Raw genomic sequence first — 17,258 nt, forward strand, 5'->3', positions numbered from 1 at the left:
TAAAAAGGGTTGCAATTTTTCGATGGAGCGAGCACAATAGGGAACATGAAAAATAGTTATGTTTTATAAGTAAAGGTGGAGAAACAAATGAACGGATGGAAGTTGTGGAAAGCAGAATGGCAGAGCATCGGTAAAAATCCGCGGGTATGGATTCCGATTCTCGCGGTCGCGCTCGTGCCGCTCATGTATGCGGGCATGTTCTTGTGGGCATTTTGGGATCCTTACGGCCAAATGAAAGATTTGCCCGTCGCGATCGTCAATGAAGATCAAGGGGCCACGTTTGAAGGGGAGGAACTCGCTGTCGGTGACGAACTCGTCGATAAGTTGACGACCTCGGAAGCGTTCCGATTCGTCGAAGTGTCGAAAGCGGAAGCGGACGCCGGGTTACAAGATCACGCCTTTTACATGGCGATCGAAATCCCGGATGACTTTTCGGAGAAAGCGACGAGCGCGCTGTCCGCTGACCCTGAGCAATTAGAACTTCGGTACATCGCGAACGAGTCGTATAACTTCCTCGCCGCTCAAATCGGAGGTTCGGCGATGGAGCAAGTGAAAGGCGGACTGTCGACTGAAGTGACGAAACAGTACGTCAACGCCATGCGGGACGGATTGAAAACCGTGGCTGATGGATTAGATGAAGCCGCAACCGGTGCGACGGAGCTTGCTGACGGATCAACGACTGCTAAAGAAGGAGCCGTTAAGCTAGCGGACGGCTCGCAACTGCTCGCTTCAAAACAGCGGGAACTAGCGGACGGCGCAGCCAAGCTCGATGACGGACTCGGTGCGCTTGAGTCTGGGGCGGCTGATCTCGTCGACGGGAGCCAACGTATCCAAACCGGGAGTTCCACGCTGTCAGACGGTGTCCATCGTGTCGACGCCGGGGCCGCCGTGCTAAAAGACGGTACGACTCAGCTCGTCGACGGAACGAGCGCGTTCTCTTCGAAGTTAGGCGAGTTGCATAGCGGGACGCAACAGCTTGACGCTGGGATTCATGAACTCGCAGCCGGACTCGAGGACGCACAGGCCGGAAGCGGCCAGCTCGTCAACGGCTCGAACACACTCGCAGAAGCGCTTGGTGCGGCTAGTGCCGGAAACGAAGCACTTGTAGCAGGAACGGTAGGTGTCACCGCTGGCATTGACCAAATGAAAGCGGAGCTGTTAGGCCAGCAAGAGCAACTGATCGCCAAGTTGTCTGCGCTCGCCGAATCCGGCACGCCCGCAACGCCAGACGTGTTACAAGCCATCGTCGCCGAGTTGTCTACAGGCATGCAGGCAACGGAAGCGGGATTCACATCGCTTTCAGAGGGCGCGTCTCGTATCACGGAAGGCCAAACGACACTCGGGGACGGGTTGGGACAAGCAGAAGCCGGTGCCACTGAACTCGCGGCCGGATTGGTTGCGTTGAATGACGGACAGACTCAGCTCGTCAACGGGGCCGCGGCGCTGAGCGAGGGGTCAGGTCAAATCGAGCAAGGTATCAAAACCGCGATGGATCGTTCGGGTGAACTTGCATCGGCAAGCATTCAATTGAACGAAGGCGTGACGACGCTTCATGACGGGACGACGGAACTGGCGTCGGGGAGTGATCAATTGGCTGACGCCACGCTCGCCTTATCTGAAGGAAGTACGAAACTCGCCAACGGGGTCAAAACGGCCGGTCAAGGAACGGGTACCCTCGCTGAAGGGGCATCTCGTCTGGCCGAAGGAGGTCAAGCGCTCGGTTCTGGAAGTTCGGACCTGGCGGAAGGTCTGACTGAACTAGAGTCCGGTAACGGAAAACTTCGTGACGCCTTACTCTCGGGTGCGGAAGCGGCTGACGTCGACATCCGCGATGAGAACGTTGAAATGATGGCGGGGCCGATTCAAATCGTGAACGACTCGATTCATCACGTACCGAACTACGGGACAGGATTTGCACCATACTTCATGTCGCTCGGTCTCTTTGTCGGGGCGCTCTTGTTGTCAATCGTCTATCCGCTCTATGATCCGGCTGGCAAACCGAAGCGGAGTTTATCTTGGTTGTTATCGAAATCGGGCGTATTAATCGTCGTCGGTTTTGTTCAGGCGCTCGTCTTAAACGTGGCGATGATGACTTTGCTCGGACTCGAGGTCGAGTCACCGCTTCGCTTCTTCGGTTTCAGCTGGCTCGTCAGTATTACGTTCTTATTGATTGTTCAGTTGCTCGTCACGACGCTCGGGAACCCGGGACGGTTCGTTGCCATCGTCTTATTGATTCTTCAATTGACGACGTCGGCCGGGACGTTCCCGCTTGAATTGATTCCACGTGCCTTGCAGCCGTTCAACGCGTTACTTCCAATGACGTATACGGTGGCCGGCTATAAAGAGATTTTGTCGGCGGACGGGCTCAGTTATTTACAAGGGGCGATTCTATACTTGGCGCTCGTGTCGGTCGGTTGCTTCTTCTTGCTCTGGGGATATTTCCGCATCGCTTGGAAGAAAAAATATCGCCCGGCTCCGTCGGAAGCGTGATGCACAATCAACCGAAAATCGTGTATAGTGTATGAAATGGCACTATACACGATTTTTTGTGAAAAAAGTTTTAAAAAAGAATTGACACGGACGTGGCTACTGGTTATTATAGAAAATGTGCTTAGGACACAACACAATAACATGGCGGTGTAGCTCAGCTGGCTAGAGCGTACGGTTCATACCCGTGAGGTCGTGGGTTCGACTCCCTCCGCCGCTACCATTTTATTTAGGCCCGTTGGTCAAGCGGTTAAGACACCGCCCTTTCACGGCGGTAACACGGGTTCGAATCCCGTACGGGTCACTTACCTAAGCGAAAAGAAGCCATCTCAAGTTGAGATGGCTTCTTTTGTTATACCAAGGAGGAGCGACGATGACGAAAGTGCTGATGGCCGTATCGGGTGGGGTGGATTCAATCGTCTTGTTAGACCGCGTCGTGAGAAGCGGTGCTGACGTCGGGATCGCCCACGTCCATCATGGACTTAGGCCCGAGTCCGATGAAGAGTTCGAGTTCGTGAGACAGTTGGCGAAAGCGTACGGTGTGCCGTTTCACGGGAAGCGTCTTGCGTTTCCGGACGGGGGATCACAAGCCGTCTATCGGGCGGCGCGGTATGCATTTTTTGAAACGGTCATGCGTGAAGACGGGTATACCGAACTGATGACGGCTCATCACGGCGATGACGAGCTCGAAACGGTACTCATCCAGCTTCATCGAAACGTCGTCGAAGTGACTGGGATCCCGGAACGTCGACCGTTCGCCGGAGGGACGATTGTTCGTCCGTTGCTGACGGAAACAAAACGACAGCTCTTGGCGTATGCGTCAGCGAACGGACTCGTCTGGCGAGAAGACGCGACGAATGAGCAGACGGATTACTTGCGCAACAAGATCAGACACCACATCATCCCGCGGCTGCTCGATGTTTGGCCGAACGTGGTTCAAGACGTCGGTCAGGCGGCCCGTCGACAGCGTGAGATTTGGCATAAGCGCTACGACGACGTCGGGAAGTGGATGGTGCGCTACGTCCGTTGTGATATGAAAACGTTTCATGTGAAACTTGAAGACGTGGCCAGTTTGAACGGGCCCGAACGATACGTACTCGGCCGACTCTTATCGGCTAGATATGGTGTCGAGATGGGCGAAGGGATCAGTCGGCTTCTGGACAGTCCAAAAGGGACGGGCCGTTACGACCTTGAAGGCGGCTCTCGATTACAAAAGTATGATGGGGTGATCAGCCTCGTCCCACATACCGATCCAGTGCTGACTGAAGCACCGGGTGACCGAGTGATCTCGAGCCTCCCGGTCCAGGCGTCTTTTGGCGACCGCGGGCTCTCACTTGAAGTCGTCACAGGCAAGGATGGGATCCCGCTCGAGGCGCTCACGTTCCCGTTGACCGTCCGCTCCGTCCGACCAGGGGATGTGATGAAACTCTCGATCGGGACGAAAAAAGTCGCCCGAATCTTGATCGATGCGAAAATTCGTCGTGAAAATCGTCCGTTTGTCCCCTTAGTAGTTGACGCGACAGGGAGGATTGTCGCTATAGTAGGAGTAAGAGTTTCGGATTTTCCGGATAAGTCAGATGCGATTTGCCCACGATTAATGGTAAAATGATGATTGTGTCGGATTAGAAAGAGGAGGATTTCAAGATGTCATTAATGAACGATATGGAAAAGGTGCTTATTTCAAGTGAAGAGATTCAAGTAAAGGTGAAAGAACTCGCAACAACGCTCAGCGAAGAATATAAAGAAGAGTTTCCGCTTCTCGTTTGCGTATTGAAAGGCGCGATGCCGTTCATGTCGGACCTCGTCAAAGAGATGGACATCCATTTAGAGATGGACTTCATGGACGTATCGACGTATCACGGTGGAACGTCATCGACAGGTGAAGTGAAAATCGAGAAAGATTTAAACACGTCTGTAGAAGGACGAGACATCCTGATTGTAGAAGATATCATTGATAGCGGGCTCACGCTCGGCTATCTCGTCGATCTCCTCAAATATCGGAAAGCCAAGTCGGTGAAGATCGTCACGTTGCTCGATAAACCGACGGGTCGCAAGAACGGTCTATCGGCAGACTATAGCGGGTTCGTGATTCCGCACGAGTTTGTCGTCGGCTACGGTCTCGATTACGAAGAGAAATATCGTAACCTTCCTTACGTCGGTGTGCTCAAGCCGAGTGTTTACGGGGGCTAACGTTTTTCTTTTGAAAATGTGACGTGTTAAGATAAAAGAAATACCCCAAAGTATACACATATACTGAATGGGCGAGAACATCGTTTCTCGGAATAGGAGGCAGAGAATGAATCGTGCAGTGAAAAACACCTTAGTGTTCGGTGTGATTTTCCTGGCCTTGATCTTGTTCCTTCAATATTTACAGAACCCGAGTAGCCAGAGCGAAACGCTCTCTTATTCGAAGTTCTTAGAATATGTGGAAGACGATCGGATCGAAACGGCAACCGTACAGGAAATCCCGGGAGCCATCTCAATTACAGGTGACCTTACAGGAGATGAAGACCAGCGTTATGAAACGAATATCCCGGCCAACGAGGCCGAATACGCCGAAGTACTCTCGCAACTTCGTGCGAATACCGACATTCAAATCGAAGAATCAGAGTCGAGTGGTAGCTGGTTTAGCATCGTATTCGCGATCTTACCGTTCATCATCATCTTCATCTTGTTCTTCTTCTTGCTCAACCAAGCCCAAGGCGGCGGTGGTGGCGGTCGTGTGATGAACTTCGGGAAATCGAAGGCGAAACTCTACGACCAAGAAAAACGTCGTGTAACGTTTGATGACGTTGCCGGGGCGGATGAGGAGAAACAAGAACTCATCGAAGTCGTCGAATTCTTGAAAGACCCTCGCAAGTTCTCGCGACTTGGAGCGCGGATTCCGAAAGGCGTCTTGCTCGTCGGTCCTCCGGGAACAGGTAAGACGTTACTCGCTCGTGCAGCTGCAGGAGAAGCCGGTGTACCGTTCTTCTCGATCTCAGGTTCTGACTTCGTCGAAATGTTCGTCGGTGTCGGGGCGTCGCGTGTCCGCGACTTGTTCGAGAATGCGAAAAAGAACGCACCGTGTATCATCTTCATCGATGAGATCGATGCGGTCGGACGCCAGCGTGGTGCCGGTCTTGGTGGTGGCCACGACGAGCGTGAGCAAACGCTCAACCAACTTCTCGTCGAGATGGATGGATTTAGTGACAACGAAGGAATCATCATGATTGCCGCGACGAACCGTCCGGACATTCTTGACCCGGCCCTTCTTCGTCCAGGTCGATTCGACCGTCAAATCACGGTTGACCGCCCGGATGTTAAAGGCCGTGAAGCAGTACTCAAAGTTCACGCCCGTAACAAACCGCTCGATTCGACAGTTGACTTGAAGTCGATCGCGCAGCGGACGCCTGGATTCTCAGGTGCTGACCTTGAAAACTTGTTGAACGAAGCAGCGCTCGTCGCAGCCCGGTCTGACCGTTCAGCGGTCTCGGTCGTGGATGTCGAGGAAGCGATTGACCGTGTCATCGCTGGTCCTTCTAAGAAGAGCCGCGTCATCTCGGAGAAAGAACGCCAAATCGTCGCCTATCATGAGGCGGGTCATACGATTATCGGGATTGAACTTGAGAACGCAGACGAAGTACACAAAGTGACAATCGTCCCACGTGGAAATGCTGGCGGATACGTCGTCATGCTTCCGAAAGAAGATCGTTACTTCATGACGAAACCTGAACTCGAAGATAAAATCGTTGGTCTCCTTGGGGGGCGCGTGGCGGAAGACGTCATCTTCGGTGAAGTATCGACAGGAGCAAGCAATGACTTCCAACGCGCGACTGGTATCGCTCGGAAGATGGTCATGGATTACGGGATGAGCGACAAGCTCGGACCGCTCCAACTTGGATCGAACCATGGAGGACAAGTCTTCTTAGGTCGCGATTTCCAAACGGAACAAAACTACTCGGATGCGATTGCACAAGATATCGACCTCGAGATCCGGGACATCATCAACCGTTGTTACGCGAAAGCAAAACAGATTTTGACGGACCGTAAAGACGATCTCGAGCTCGTCGCGAAGACGTTGCTCGAAGTCGAGACGCTCGATTCGAAACAGATTCGTCACTTGATCAAGACGCGCGAATATCTTCCGCACGAACCGGAAGAGCCGTCTGAACCATCGAAAGATGATGCAAGCGATGAGGCGAAGAAAGATGAGGCGGCCGTCAAGCACGGACAAGTCATCGATCAGCCTGGAGTCGTTCAAGAAGCGAAGCCGGACGTTGTCCCTGAAGGCGATAAGCCGGAAGCGACACCGACGGAACGCCCGAACAACGAATCACGGTAAGTGTAAGAGACGAATGCCCTAAATAAGGCATTCGTCTTTTTTCGTGTTATAATTCGATCGAACTGTAATTGACAACAAAGTGAGGAACCATATCATGATTTTAGTGATCGATGTTGGGAATACAAATATTGTCCTCGGGATGTACGATGGTGAGACGCTCGTCCATCATTGGCGCATCTCGACGGACCGCACGAAAACGACCGACGAGTACGGTATGCTCGTCAAGTCGCTGTTTGACCACTCGAACGTCTCGTTTGACCAAATCGACGGCGTCATTTTGTCTTCGGTTGTTCCACCGGTCATCTTCCCGCTCGAACAGATGTCGCAGCGCTACTTCAACGTCCGGCCGATCGTCGTCGGTCCCGGCGTGAAAACAGGTCTCGACATCCACGTCGATAATCCGCGTGAAGTCGGGGCGGACCGCATCGTCAACGCGGTCGCAGGTATTGCCAAGTACGACGGTCCATTGATCATCGTCGACTTCGGTACGGCGACGACGTATTGCTATATCGATGACAACCGCCGCTACCATGGCGGGATCATCTCCCCGGGGATCATGATCTCGGTTGAGGCGCTCTATCAACGGGCTGCGAAATTACCGCGCATCGAGCTCGCGACCCCGCCGACCGTCGTCGGAAAAAATACGATCCAAGCGATGCAATCGGGCACGTATTACGGGTATGTCGCCCAAGTCGACGGCATCGTCAGTCGCGTCAAGCGTGAAGTCGGGGAAGCGACCGTCATCGCGACTGGTGGGCTGGCCCGTTTGATCAGTGAACATGCTGAAACGATTGACGTCGTCGACTCGTTCTTGACGCTCGATGGACTTCGTCTCATCTATGAGCGCAACCAGAAATAAACTTTAAAGGAGTTACTCAATATGATTCAACCAGAACAACAAGCGTTACTTGACCAAATGAAAGACGACTATCTCGTCCGTGCCCTCGGGTTCGGTGGAGAAGTCCGGGCGTTCGCCGTACGGACGACAAAAACGATTTTCGAAACGCAACTTCGCCATCAGACGACACCAGTCGCCTCAGCCGCGCTCGGGCGGACGATGACGATCGGGACGATGATCGGTTCGATGCAAAAAGGAGCCGCGCGCGTTACCCTAAAAGTCGAAGGCGATGGACCGATCGGGAAAATTATCGTCGATGCGGACACGGCAGGAGACGTCCGCGGATACGTGTCACATCCGCGTGTCGAAGGCGGAACATTCGTCAACGACCACGGATTGACGAAGTTGAAAGTCGGCGATGTCGTCGGCCGCGGCACGATCTCGGTCATCAAAGACCTCGGGCTAAAAGACTTCGTTGGCGGTTCGTCCGAAATTCAAACGGGTGAGATCAGTGAAGACTTCACGTACTACTTCGCGACGTCGGAACAAGTGCCTTCAGTCGTCGGAGCTGGTGTGCTCGTGCTTCCAGAAGATGAATCGATTTTAGCTGCCGGCGGGATTATCGTCCAGTTGATGCCGGACGCTTCAGAGCAAACGATTCAAGCGTTAGAAGACGCATTGAAAACGTTCCCGCCAGTGTCGGTTCTCATCGGAGAAGAGAAGACACCAGAAGAGATGCTACAGATGTTACTCGGAGATAGTTTAGAAGTGCTCGACCACCAAGCGGTACAGTTCAACTGTACGTGCAGCCGGGATCGGATGGAAAGTGCGATCATCGGGCTCGGTACCGAAGAGATCCGTCAAATGATCGAAGAAGACGGTGGCGCCGAGGCGGTTTGCCACTTCTGTGGCGAAAAGTATCACTTCTCGGCTGAACAGCTCGAAGTGATGAAACAGCAAGCTCGCTGAGGCTGTCGTTCCAAATTGCATATTTTCAATCCGATAGGGTATTATTACAATATCGGAATAGTCGGAATTATGAAGGAGGAAATGAAATGCGTATCGTAGATTCAGTGACAGACTTAATTGGAAAGACTCCGGTCGTGAAGTTGAACGGGCTGACTGGACCGGATGACGCGACGGTTTACATGAAGTTGGAATATATGAACCCTGGTTCGAGTGTAAAAGACCGGATCGCCTTAGCGATGATCGAGGCCGCTGAGGAAGAAGGCGTCTTAAAGCCGGGTGACACAATCATCGAGCCGACGAGTGGGAACACGGGCATCGGACTCGCAATGGTCAGTGCCGCTAAAGGCTATAAGGCAATTCTCGTCATGCCGGAAACGATGAGTATGGAACGTCGCAATCTGCTTCGTGGATACGGTGCCGAGCTGATTTTGACGCCTGGTCCTGAGGGGATGGGCGGAGCGATTCGCCGGGCGACAGAAGAAGCTGAGAAAAACGGCTACTTCCTCCCGCAACAATTCAATAATGCGGCCAACCCGAATGTCCATGAAATGACGACCGGCCCTGAGATCGTCGATGCGTTCGACGCGTCAGGTCTTCAAGTCGATGCGTTCATCGCTGGTGTCGGTACAGGCGGAACGATCACAGGAGCGGGTAAAGTATTGAAAGCCCACTATCCGGACGTGCAAATTTTAGCGGTCGAACCGGTCGACTCTCCAGTCCTATCTGGCGGGAAGCCAGGACCTCATAAAATTCAAGGCATCGGGGCCGGGTTTATCCCGTCGATTTTAGACACTGAGATTTACGAAGGTGTCCTTCAAATCACGACAGAGCAGGCGTTCGAGTACGCGCGTCTCGCGGCTCGGACGAACGGTGTGCTCGGTGGCATCTCGTCAGGTGCAGCCATCGCGGCCGCGGTCGATACGGCGAAGCGCCTTGGGAAAGGCAAAAACGTGCTCGCGATCATCCCGTCAAACGGAGAACGCTACCTTAGCACGCCGCTCTATCAGTTCGACGAAGAATCAGATAGCGTTCGCGCATAACAAACGGCAGTTACCAGAAGACATCTTCTTTCGGTAACTGCCTTTTCTTGTGTACAATTAGAGGCATGAATGAGTGGAACGGGGGGATTTGACGTGAGAACGACAGCGTTCAAAACGATGCGAACGACAAAAGAGAGAATGTATGAGACGTATATGACGTTGACGGAAGCGGGCGAGCGCTATGCGTGGCTCGAGAGCGGGAGGGCTGGACGTTACACGATGGCCGGAATCGAGCCGTTCGGTGCGCTTCACGTGAAAGATGGGACTGGAACGCTCGTCATTTCAGATAAGACCGAGACGTTTTATGGCCAACCGCTCGACATCGTCGAGCAAGTGCGGGCCCGTTACGTTGCCGCAAGACCAGAAGGAGCACCGCCATTCTTCGGCGGGATGATCGGTTATGTCAGTTACGATGTCGCCCGGACACTCGAACGCTTGCCGCGTCAAGCCGAAGATGATTTAGGGACGCCCGACGTCTCGTTCTTGTTGTTTGATGAAGTGGCGGTATTCGACGAAGCGACGTCGCTCCTCTATTTGCTGGTCACCGCCGATGAAGAAGTAGAAGCGAAGCTCGAGCGCTGGGCTGCCATATGGCAGACGGAGACGCATTACACGTTCGGACCGGTCGCGCAAGCGCCACTCGAGCGAGCGCGTTCTCTATCGCAAGGTGAATTCGTCGAAGCTGTGCAGAAAATTCAAGACTACATCGTCGAAGGCGACGTGTTCCAAGTGAATCTGAGCGTCCGCCAATCGGAAGCGCTGCTCGGGGACCCACGCCACGTCTATGACACATTGCGCCAAATGAATCCCTCACCGTATATGGGGTACTTCGTCGATGATTTTTTGACGATGGTGTCGGCCTCGCCAGAACTGTTGATTGAGAAACACGGGACGTCGATCTCGACACGCCCAATCGCCGGGACACGGCCGCGCGGACGGGACGAGGCAGAAGATATGGAACTAGCGCGGACGTTGCTCGACAACGAGAAAGAGCGGGCCGAGCACGTCATGCTCGTTGATTTGGAGCGGAACGACCTCGGGAAAGTGGCGGCTTATGGGACGGTGCACGTCGACGAATTGATGGTCATCGAGAAGTACTCACACGTCCAGCACATCGTTTCGAACGTGCGCGGCACGATGCGAGACGGTGTGTCCGGGTCAGAGGCGCTCGGGGCGATGTTCCCGGGCGGAACGATTACCGGTGCCCCGAAAATTCGGACGATGGAAATCATCGAGGAACTTGAACCGGTTCGACGTGGGATTTACACGGGTTCGTTTGGCTGGATCAGTTGGGACGACGACCTCGTCTTTAACATCACGATCCGGACGATGGTCGTCAAAGACGGGATGGCCCACGTCCAGGCCGGGGCAGGGATCGTCATCGACTCCGACCCGGTCGCTGAATATGAAGAATCGTTGTCGAAAGCGAAGGCGCTATGGGCCGCGAAAGAAATGACGGAGGCGACGGTATGATTTTACTCATCGATAACTACGACTCATTCACGTACAACTTGGTTCAATACTTTGGTGAGCTTGGAGAGGACTTGATCGTGCGTCGTAATGACGACATTACGATCGAAGAGATTAAACAGATGGGTCCGAGTTATCTCGTCATCTCGCCAGGTCCGCGGACGCCGAACGAAGCGGGGATCAGCGTCGACACGATTCGGACGTTTGCTGGGAAGATCCCGATTTTAGGGGTGTGTCTCGGTCATCAAGCGATCGGTCAGGCGTTCGGCGGGAAAGTCGTCCATGCGGACCGCCTCATGCACGGGAAGACGTCACCGATCGAACATGACGGCAAGACGTTATTTAAAGACATCCCACAGCAGACGATCGTGACGCGTTATCATTCGCTCGCCGTCGAGCGCACTTCATTGCCGTCCTGCTTAGAAGTGACGGCTGAGACGAGCACGGGAGAGATCATGGCGCTACGCCATAAAGAGTTGCCGATCGAGGGCGTCCAATTCCATCCTGAAGCCATCTTGACGGAACATGGGAAAGACATGATTAAAAACTTTATCGAGGCGTATCGTCATGTGGCTTTGGCATAACGGCGAACTGCGCGGCAGTTCAGAAGTGACGGTGCCGGTTCACGACCACGGTTTTTTGTACGGGATGGGGTTGTTCGAGACGTTCCGGACGTTTGACGGGGTCCCGTTCTTGTTCGACCTCCATTGGGACAGGCTTGAGAAAAGCATGGACGCTCTTTGGATCGATCTACCTTATACGAAGCAGGAGATCGTGCAGGCGATTCAAGACGTCGTGCGTCAAAACGAGGCGCCGAACGTATATATCCGACTGAACGTCTCCGCCGGTGTCGCTCCGCTCGGTCTGCACGACGGGCGTTACTCACGGCCGAACGTGACGCTGCTCGTCAAACCGTTACCGGAAACGTTCGAACCGACCGAGAAACGGCTTGAGGCACTCCCGTTTCCGAGAAGTCGACCGGAAGCGGCGTTCCGTTTGAAGTCACATCACTATATGAACAACATCCTTGGAAAACGTGCCTTGGTCGACCGGGAAGCGGAAGGTTTGTTCGCGGACGAGGCGGGACGTGTCGTCGAGGGACTCGTCTCAAACATCTTTTGGGTGGAACAGGATGGGCGGCTATGGACGACGCCGCTCGCGACCGGGGCGCTTGCGGGCGTGACCCGGCACTGGCTGATGGAGACGTTTGACGTGCTCGAACGTGACGTGACGTTTAAAGAACTCGAGCATGCATCCGAAATTTGGCTCACGAACTCGGTGCAACAAATCGCACCGGTCACCGCTTATGCCGGCCGGACGTATCCGGGCAAGCAGGGTGCTCGATTTACAGCGTGTTGGTCCGAGTTACGACGAGCAATTGAAAGCGAGGGAACAGCATGACAAAAATTATGGGCATTTTAAACGTGACGCCAGATTCGTTTTCAGACGGTGGGCGTTATAACGCAGTCGAGCAAGCGCTCGAACACGCTAAACGGCTCGTTCAGGACGGGGCCGATGCGATCGACGTCGGAGGCGAGTCGACAAGGCCGGGCGCACAGTTCGTCACGGCGGATCAAGAGATCGACCGCGTTGTCCCGGTCATTCGCCGCTTGAAAGAGGAGCTTGACGTCCTGATCTCGATCGATACGTACAAACCTATCGTTGCGCGAGCGGCACTTGAAGCGGGCGCTGACATCATCAATGATGTGTGGGGGTCGAAGTGGGACGATCAATCGATGGGAGAAGTGGCCAAAGAGTTTAACGTCCCGATCATTTTGATGCATAATCGAGACAACCGAAACTATGGACACTTCATCGAAGAAGTCGTCGGCGACATACAAGAATCAATCGCGATCGCCCGTGCCGCCGGTGTTTGTGATGACCAGATTTGGTTAGACCCCGGCATCGGCTTCGCCAAAGACTACAACCAAAACTTAGAGCTCATGAATCGGCTCGACGTCATCACGAATCTCGGGTTCCCCGTTCTGCTCGGGACATCGCGAAAATCGTTCATCGGCCAGACACTTGATTTACCGACCGAGGAGCGGGTCGAAGGGACGGTCGCGACGACATGTCTCGGGATTGTGAAGGGGTGCGCCTGGGTACGGGTGCACGATGTGTTAGAGAACAAACGAGCGTCACGGATGATGGATGCGATGTTAGGAGGCGGACAAGTTGGATAAGATGTTTGTGAACGGGATGCGTTTTTACGGTTACCACGGTGTATTTGAAGAAGAGAACCGGCTCGGTCAGCGATTTAATATTGATTTGATGTGTGAGTTAGACCTGGCCCCTGCCGGCCAGTCCGATAATTTGGAAGACGGCGTCAGCTATGCCGGACTCTATCAACTGACAGAAGACATCGTCACAGGCGAGGCGGTCAACTTACTCGAAGCACTCGGTGAACGGATCACGACGGCCGTGCTCGCCCACAGTGACAAGATTCAAAGTGTGACGGTCAAGGTCATCAAACCGGATCCACCGATTCCGGGCCATTACGATTCGGTCGCGATCGAGATGACGCGGAGGCGTAACGGATGATGTATGTGGCGCTTGGTTCGAATATCGGTGAACGGGAGCGTTATTTGTTCGGTGCCCTTCAAGAGATGGAGGCGGCCGGTCTTCATGTGACGAAGCAATCGAATGTATACGAGACGGCACCGGTCGGCTATAAAGATCAACCATCGTTTTATAACATGGTCGTCGAAGTCGAGACATCGCTAGGGGCGGACGATGCGCTCGTTCGTCTCCAACAGGTTGAACGTGGTCTTGGGAGAGAGCGTCTGTTTAAGAACGGGCCGCGTACGATCGACCTTGACATCTTGCTCTATAACGGCGAATATATACAATCGAAGCACTTAACTGTTCCGCATCCGCGAATGCATGAACGTGCTTTTGTCCTTGCCCCGCTCGCGGAGATTGCTCCGACGCTCGAGGTTAATGGGAAGACGGTTCGACAATTATGCGACGCCTTGCCGGAATCGGAGCGGCGCGACGTCGTACGTCTACAGTCGTTAACGTCATTAGTCGGTTCTGTTTAACGCTATTGAAGGAAGTGAAGCAATGTCAGGGTTCAAAATTGGTAACGTTGATATAAAAAATCGGGCGGTCCTCGCCCCGATGGCCGGAGTGACGAACCCGGCATTTCGTTTGATTGCGAAGGAATTCGGTGCCGGACTCGTTTGTGCGGAGATGGTCAGCGACAAAGGGATTTTATTTGAAAACGCGAGAACGCTACGCATGTTATACGTCGATGAGCGCGAAAAGCCGCTCAGCCTGCAAATTTTTGGCGGTTCGAAAGACACGCTCGTGAAAGCGGCGCAATACGTGGATCAAAATACGAACGCCGATATCATCGACATCAACATGGGATGTCCGGTCCCGAAAGTCACGAAATGTGAAGCGGGTGCCAAGTGGCTCCTCGATCCGGATAAGGTTTATGAGATGGTGAACGCTGTATCGAAGGCGGTGGACAAACCGGTGACCGTCAAGATGCGCACCGGCTGGGACAGTCAGCACATCTACCTCCTAGATAACGTCAGAGCGGCCGAATCCGGTGGCGCGGCGGCGATCGCGATTCACGGACGGACGCGGTCCCAATTGTATGAAGGAACAGCCAACTGGGAGCTTATTGGTGAGGCGAAGAAAATTGCCGGCATCCCGATTATCGGGAACGGTGATATTACGACGCCGCAACAAGCGAAGCATGCCCTCGACCATTACGGTGTCGATGCGGTCATGATCGGGCGGGCTGCCCTCGGAAATCCATGGATGCTCTATCAGACGGTGCAGTACCTCGAGACGGGTGAACTTCCGGTCGAGCCGAAGGCACGCGAGAAAATTGACATTTGCATGCTGCATCTCGATCGTTTGATCGACTTGAAAGGTGAGGTGGCGGCGGTTCGTGAAATGCGTCAACACGTGGCCTGGTACTTGAAAGGTCTCAAAGGGAACGGGCCGGTCCGTAAGCAAGTCTTTGAGTTGGAATCACGGGATGCCGTCGGGAGTGTGCTCTACGATTTCGTCGGACAGATCGAGAACGCGCCACAAGAAGTGTGAACTAGTGTAAAAAAGTGATTTATGGTAAGCTTGTTTGGCGAAAAAGTGATACGCAAAGAGCGAACAGCTTAGGCTGTGCTGTTGGCCGTGAGGTCGACAGCTTTTTGTTAGGAACAAACCCAATATGTATAGAGGAGTGAATGGAGTAGTGAGTCACGAGTTGGAAATGAACGACCAAATGCAGGTTCGATTTGAAAAGATGACTGAGATGCGCGCGCAAGGTCTCGACCCGTTCGGACATCGGTTCGAACGCTCAGCCCATGCTGGTGAATTACATGAGCAATATGAAGCGATTGAGAAAGAGGCGCTCGCTGAGCAAGACGTAGAAGTCACGCTCGCAGGACGGATTATGACGAAACGTGGAAAAGGGAAGGTCTTCTTCGCCCACATCCAAGACGTCACGGGACAGGTTCAAATTTACGTCCGTAAAAATGACGTAGGGGATGAGGCGTTTGATTTGTTCAAATCGTCTGACCTCGGTGATATTGTCGGCGTGAAAGGTAAGCTGTTCAAAACGAATGTCGGCGAGTTATCGATTCACGTCGAGACGTTTGAACTTTTGACGAAAGCGCTCCGTCCGCTTCCAGACAAATATCATGGCTTAAAAGATGTCGAACAACGTTATCGTCAACGTTATCTCGATTTGATCACGAACAATGATTCGCGCCAAACATTCATTTTGCGTAGCCGAATCATTTCAGAGATCCGTAACTTCTTGAACCATCGCGGTTACTTAGAAGTTGAGACACCGATGCTCCATACGATTGCAGGCGGAGCAGCTGCCCGTCCGTTCTTGACGCACCATAACGCCCTCGATATGGAACTTTATATGCGCATCGCGATCGAGCTTCACTTGAAGCGCCTCATCGTCGGTGGCCTTGAGCGTGTTTATGAGATTGGCCGTGTCTTCCGTAACGAAGGTATCTCGACACGACACAACCCAGAGTTCACAATGATCGAGCTCTATGAAGCGTACGCTGATTACAACGACATCATGGATTTGACAGAAGAACTCGTTGCGCACGTTGCTAAAGAAGTACTCGGTACGACAGACGTGAAGTATGGAGAAGATACGATCCATCTTGGTGTCGGTTGGAAGCGGGCCCATATAGTCGACTTGGTTAAAGAAGAGATGGGTGTCGACTTCTGGCAGCAGATGTCTGATGAACAGGCACGTGAACTTGCGAAAGAGCACGGAGTAGAAGTCCAAGACCATATGACGTTCGGTCATATCGTCAACGAGTTCTTCGAACAAAAAATCGAAGAGACGTTGCTTCAACCTACGTTCGTCACGGGACATCCGGTCGAAGTGTCGCCGCTTGCGAAGAAGAACGATCAAGACCCGCGCTTCACAGATCGCTTCGAGCTGTTCATCGTTCGTCGTGAACACGCGAACGCGTTCACAGAGTTGAACGATCCAATCGATCAACGTGAGCGCTTCGAAGCCCAACTACTTGAAAAAGAAGCTGGGAACGATGAGGCCCATGAACTTGATAACGACTTCCTAGAAGCGCTCGAGTACGGGATGCCGCCAACAGGTGGTCTCGGAATCGGGATTGACCGTCTTGTCATGTTGCTCACAGACGCACCATCGATTCGCGACGTATTGCTCTTCCCGACAATGCGTCACCAACAGTAACAAGTTACGACCTCTCACCATTGCGGTGAGAGGTTTTTGGTTTCTACAGCCAAGCTATAACGTGGCAGGAAACTTTTTCAGAAAAACTTTTACCGAAACTATTGCATTCTATTTGAGGATGGGTTAAAGTAATGAACGTTGCCGCTGATGGCAGCGGAAAAGAATTAAAAAAGTGGTTGACAACTGTGTCGATGACTTGTAATATTGTAAGAGTCGTTAAGAGCGACAGACGAACTTTGAAAACTGAACGATGAGGCAAAAAAAGTTTTACAAGTTTTGATTGAAGCGCAAGCTTCGTCATTTTTAAGAGCTATATCAAATTCTTTGGAGAGTTTGATCCTGGCTCAGGACGAACGCTGGCGGCGTGCCTAATACATGCAAGTCGAGCGCAGGAAATCGACGGAACCCTTCGGGGGGAAGTCGACGGAATGA

Annotated in this window: 15 protein-coding genes, 2 tRNA genes and 1 rRNA gene; all 18 read left to right on the forward strand. The window is 53.1% G+C overall.

All coding sequences use genetic code 11. The features are described from left to right. Positions 1–87: 87 nt before the first annotated feature. A complete protein-coding gene (locus EVJ32_RS12940) occupies positions 88–2,490 on the forward strand; it encodes a YhgE/Pip domain-containing protein (protein ID WP_236636090.1) in 2,403 nt (800 codons plus the stop codon). Positions 2,491–2,633: 143 nt separating this feature from the next. Next, a tRNA-Met gene (locus tag EVJ32_RS12945) sits at positions 2,634–2,710 on the forward strand. Positions 2,711–2,719: 9 nt separating this feature from the next. Then, positions 2,720–2,791, forward strand: a tRNA-Glu gene (locus EVJ32_RS12950). A gap of 69 nt (positions 2,792–2,860) precedes the next feature. After that, on the forward strand, positions 2,861–4,096 hold the full coding sequence (gene tilS / locus EVJ32_RS12955) for a tRNA lysidine(34) synthetase TilS (RefSeq protein WP_236635576.1): 1,236 nt from the start codon (positions 2,861–2,863) through the stop codon (positions 4,094–4,096). Positions 4,097–4,131: 35 nt separating this feature from the next. Beyond that, complete coding sequence (hpt, locus tag EVJ32_RS12960) at positions 4,132–4,677, forward strand: hypoxanthine phosphoribosyltransferase (protein WP_016509617.1); 546 nt, start codon at positions 4,132–4,134, stop codon at positions 4,675–4,677. 106 nt (positions 4,678–4,783) lie between these two features. Next, positions 4,784–6,811 (forward strand): ATP-dependent zinc metalloprotease FtsH, encoded by a 2,028-nt coding sequence (gene ftsH, locus EVJ32_RS12965; RefSeq protein WP_131458693.1) that lies wholly within the window; start codon positions 4,784–4,786, stop codon positions 6,809–6,811. A 94-nt stretch (positions 6,812–6,905) separates the two neighbouring features. Next, the gene (locus tag EVJ32_RS12970; RefSeq protein ID WP_131458694.1) at positions 6,906–7,670 is read left to right on the forward strand and encodes a type III pantothenate kinase; all 765 of its coding nucleotides are present in this window, start codon (positions 6,906–6,908) and stop codon (positions 7,668–7,670) included. A gap of 21 nt (positions 7,671–7,691) precedes the next feature. Further along, a complete protein-coding gene (hslO, locus tag EVJ32_RS12975; protein WP_131458695.1) occupies positions 7,692–8,618 on the forward strand; it encodes an Hsp33 family molecular chaperone HslO in 927 nt (308 codons plus the stop codon). An 86-nt stretch (positions 8,619–8,704) separates the two neighbouring features. After that, positions 8,705–9,658, forward strand: coding sequence for a cysteine synthase A (cysK, locus tag EVJ32_RS12980; RefSeq protein WP_131458696.1), 954 nt, complete (start codon positions 8,705–8,707; stop codon positions 9,656–9,658). A 93-nt stretch (positions 9,659–9,751) separates the two neighbouring features. After that, the gene (locus EVJ32_RS12985; RefSeq protein ID WP_304984925.1) at positions 9,752–11,131 is read left to right on the forward strand and encodes an anthranilate synthase component I family protein; all 1,380 of its coding nucleotides are present in this window, start codon (positions 9,752–9,754) and stop codon (positions 11,129–11,131) included. Further along, positions 11,128–11,712, forward strand: a complete 585-nt coding sequence (pabA, locus tag EVJ32_RS12990; protein ID WP_131458697.1) for an aminodeoxychorismate/anthranilate synthase component II — start codon at positions 11,128–11,130, stop codon at positions 11,710–11,712. The genes EVJ32_RS12985 and pabA overlap by 4 nt, the downstream gene beginning before the upstream one ends. Continuing rightward, positions 11,696–12,529, forward strand: coding sequence for an aminotransferase class IV (locus EVJ32_RS12995; protein WP_131458698.1), 834 nt, complete (start codon positions 11,696–11,698; stop codon positions 12,527–12,529). The genes pabA and EVJ32_RS12995 overlap by 17 nt, the downstream gene beginning before the upstream one ends. Then, complete coding sequence (gene folP / locus EVJ32_RS13000) at positions 12,526–13,311, forward strand: dihydropteroate synthase (protein WP_131458699.1); 786 nt, start codon at positions 12,526–12,528, stop codon at positions 13,309–13,311. Before EVJ32_RS12995 ends, folP begins: the two co-directional genes overlap by 4 nt. Then, complete coding sequence (gene folB / locus EVJ32_RS13005) at positions 13,304–13,669, forward strand: dihydroneopterin aldolase (protein ID WP_070329365.1); 366 nt, start codon at positions 13,304–13,306, stop codon at positions 13,667–13,669. Before folP ends, folB begins: the two co-directional genes overlap by 8 nt. Further along, on the forward strand, positions 13,666–14,169 hold the full coding sequence (folK, locus tag EVJ32_RS13010) for a 2-amino-4-hydroxy-6-hydroxymethyldihydropteridine diphosphokinase (RefSeq protein WP_131458700.1): 504 nt from the start codon (positions 13,666–13,668) through the stop codon (positions 14,167–14,169). Before folB ends, folK begins: the two co-directional genes overlap by 4 nt. Positions 14,170–14,191: 22 nt before the next feature. Further along, positions 14,192–15,187 (forward strand): tRNA dihydrouridine synthase DusB, encoded by a 996-nt coding sequence (gene dusB, locus EVJ32_RS13015; RefSeq protein ID WP_131458701.1) that lies wholly within the window; start codon positions 14,192–14,194, stop codon positions 15,185–15,187. A gap of 148 nt (positions 15,188–15,335) precedes the next feature. After that, on the forward strand, positions 15,336–16,826 hold the full coding sequence (lysS, locus tag EVJ32_RS13020) for a lysine--tRNA ligase (protein WP_131458702.1): 1,491 nt from the start codon (positions 15,336–15,338) through the stop codon (positions 16,824–16,826). Between the two features lie 321 nt (positions 16,827–17,147). Beyond that, positions 17,148–17,258, forward strand: a 16S ribosomal RNA gene (locus tag EVJ32_RS13025); the annotation flags it as partial.

This window comes from Exiguobacterium sp. SH5S4 (assembly GCF_004337045.1).
GTDB lineage: Bacteria > Bacillota > Bacilli > Exiguobacteriales > Exiguobacteriaceae > Exiguobacterium > Exiguobacterium aurantiacum_A.

What these genes read in the sequence shown, in the direction of transcription:
- folK (WP_131458700.1), top strand. Translation starts at nt 13,666, where the DNA reads ATGATGTATGTGGCGCTTGGTTCGAATATCGGTGAACGGGAGCGTTAT.
- EVJ32_RS12940 (WP_236636090.1), top strand. Translation starts at nt 88, where the DNA reads ATGAACGGATGGAAGTTGTGGAAAGCAGAATGGCAGAGCATCGGTAAA.
- hslO (WP_131458695.1), top strand. Translation starts at nt 7,692, where the DNA reads ATGATTCAACCAGAACAACAAGCGTTACTTGACCAAATGAAAGACGAC.
- ftsH (WP_131458693.1), top strand. Translation starts at nt 4,784, where the DNA reads ATGAATCGTGCAGTGAAAAACACCTTAGTGTTCGGTGTGATTTTCCTG.
- dusB (WP_131458701.1), top strand. Translation starts at nt 14,192, where the DNA reads ATGTCAGGGTTCAAAATTGGTAACGTTGATATAAAAAATCGGGCGGTC.
- folP (WP_131458699.1), top strand. Translation starts at nt 12,526, where the DNA reads ATGACAAAAATTATGGGCATTTTAAACGTGACGCCAGATTCGTTTTCA.
- pabA (WP_131458697.1), top strand. Translation starts at nt 11,128, where the DNA reads ATGATTTTACTCATCGATAACTACGACTCATTCACGTACAACTTGGTT.
- tilS (WP_236635576.1), top strand. Translation starts at nt 2,861, where the DNA reads ATGACGAAAGTGCTGATGGCCGTATCGGGTGGGGTGGATTCAATCGTC.
- cysK (WP_131458696.1), top strand. Translation starts at nt 8,705, where the DNA reads ATGCGTATCGTAGATTCAGTGACAGACTTAATTGGAAAGACTCCGGTC.
- hpt (WP_016509617.1), top strand. Translation starts at nt 4,132, where the DNA reads ATGTCATTAATGAACGATATGGAAAAGGTGCTTATTTCAAGTGAAGAG.
- EVJ32_RS12995 (WP_131458698.1), top strand. Translation starts at nt 11,696, where the DNA reads ATGTGGCTTTGGCATAACGGCGAACTGCGCGGCAGTTCAGAAGTGACG.
- EVJ32_RS12970 (WP_131458694.1), top strand. Translation starts at nt 6,906, where the DNA reads ATGATTTTAGTGATCGATGTTGGGAATACAAATATTGTCCTCGGGATG.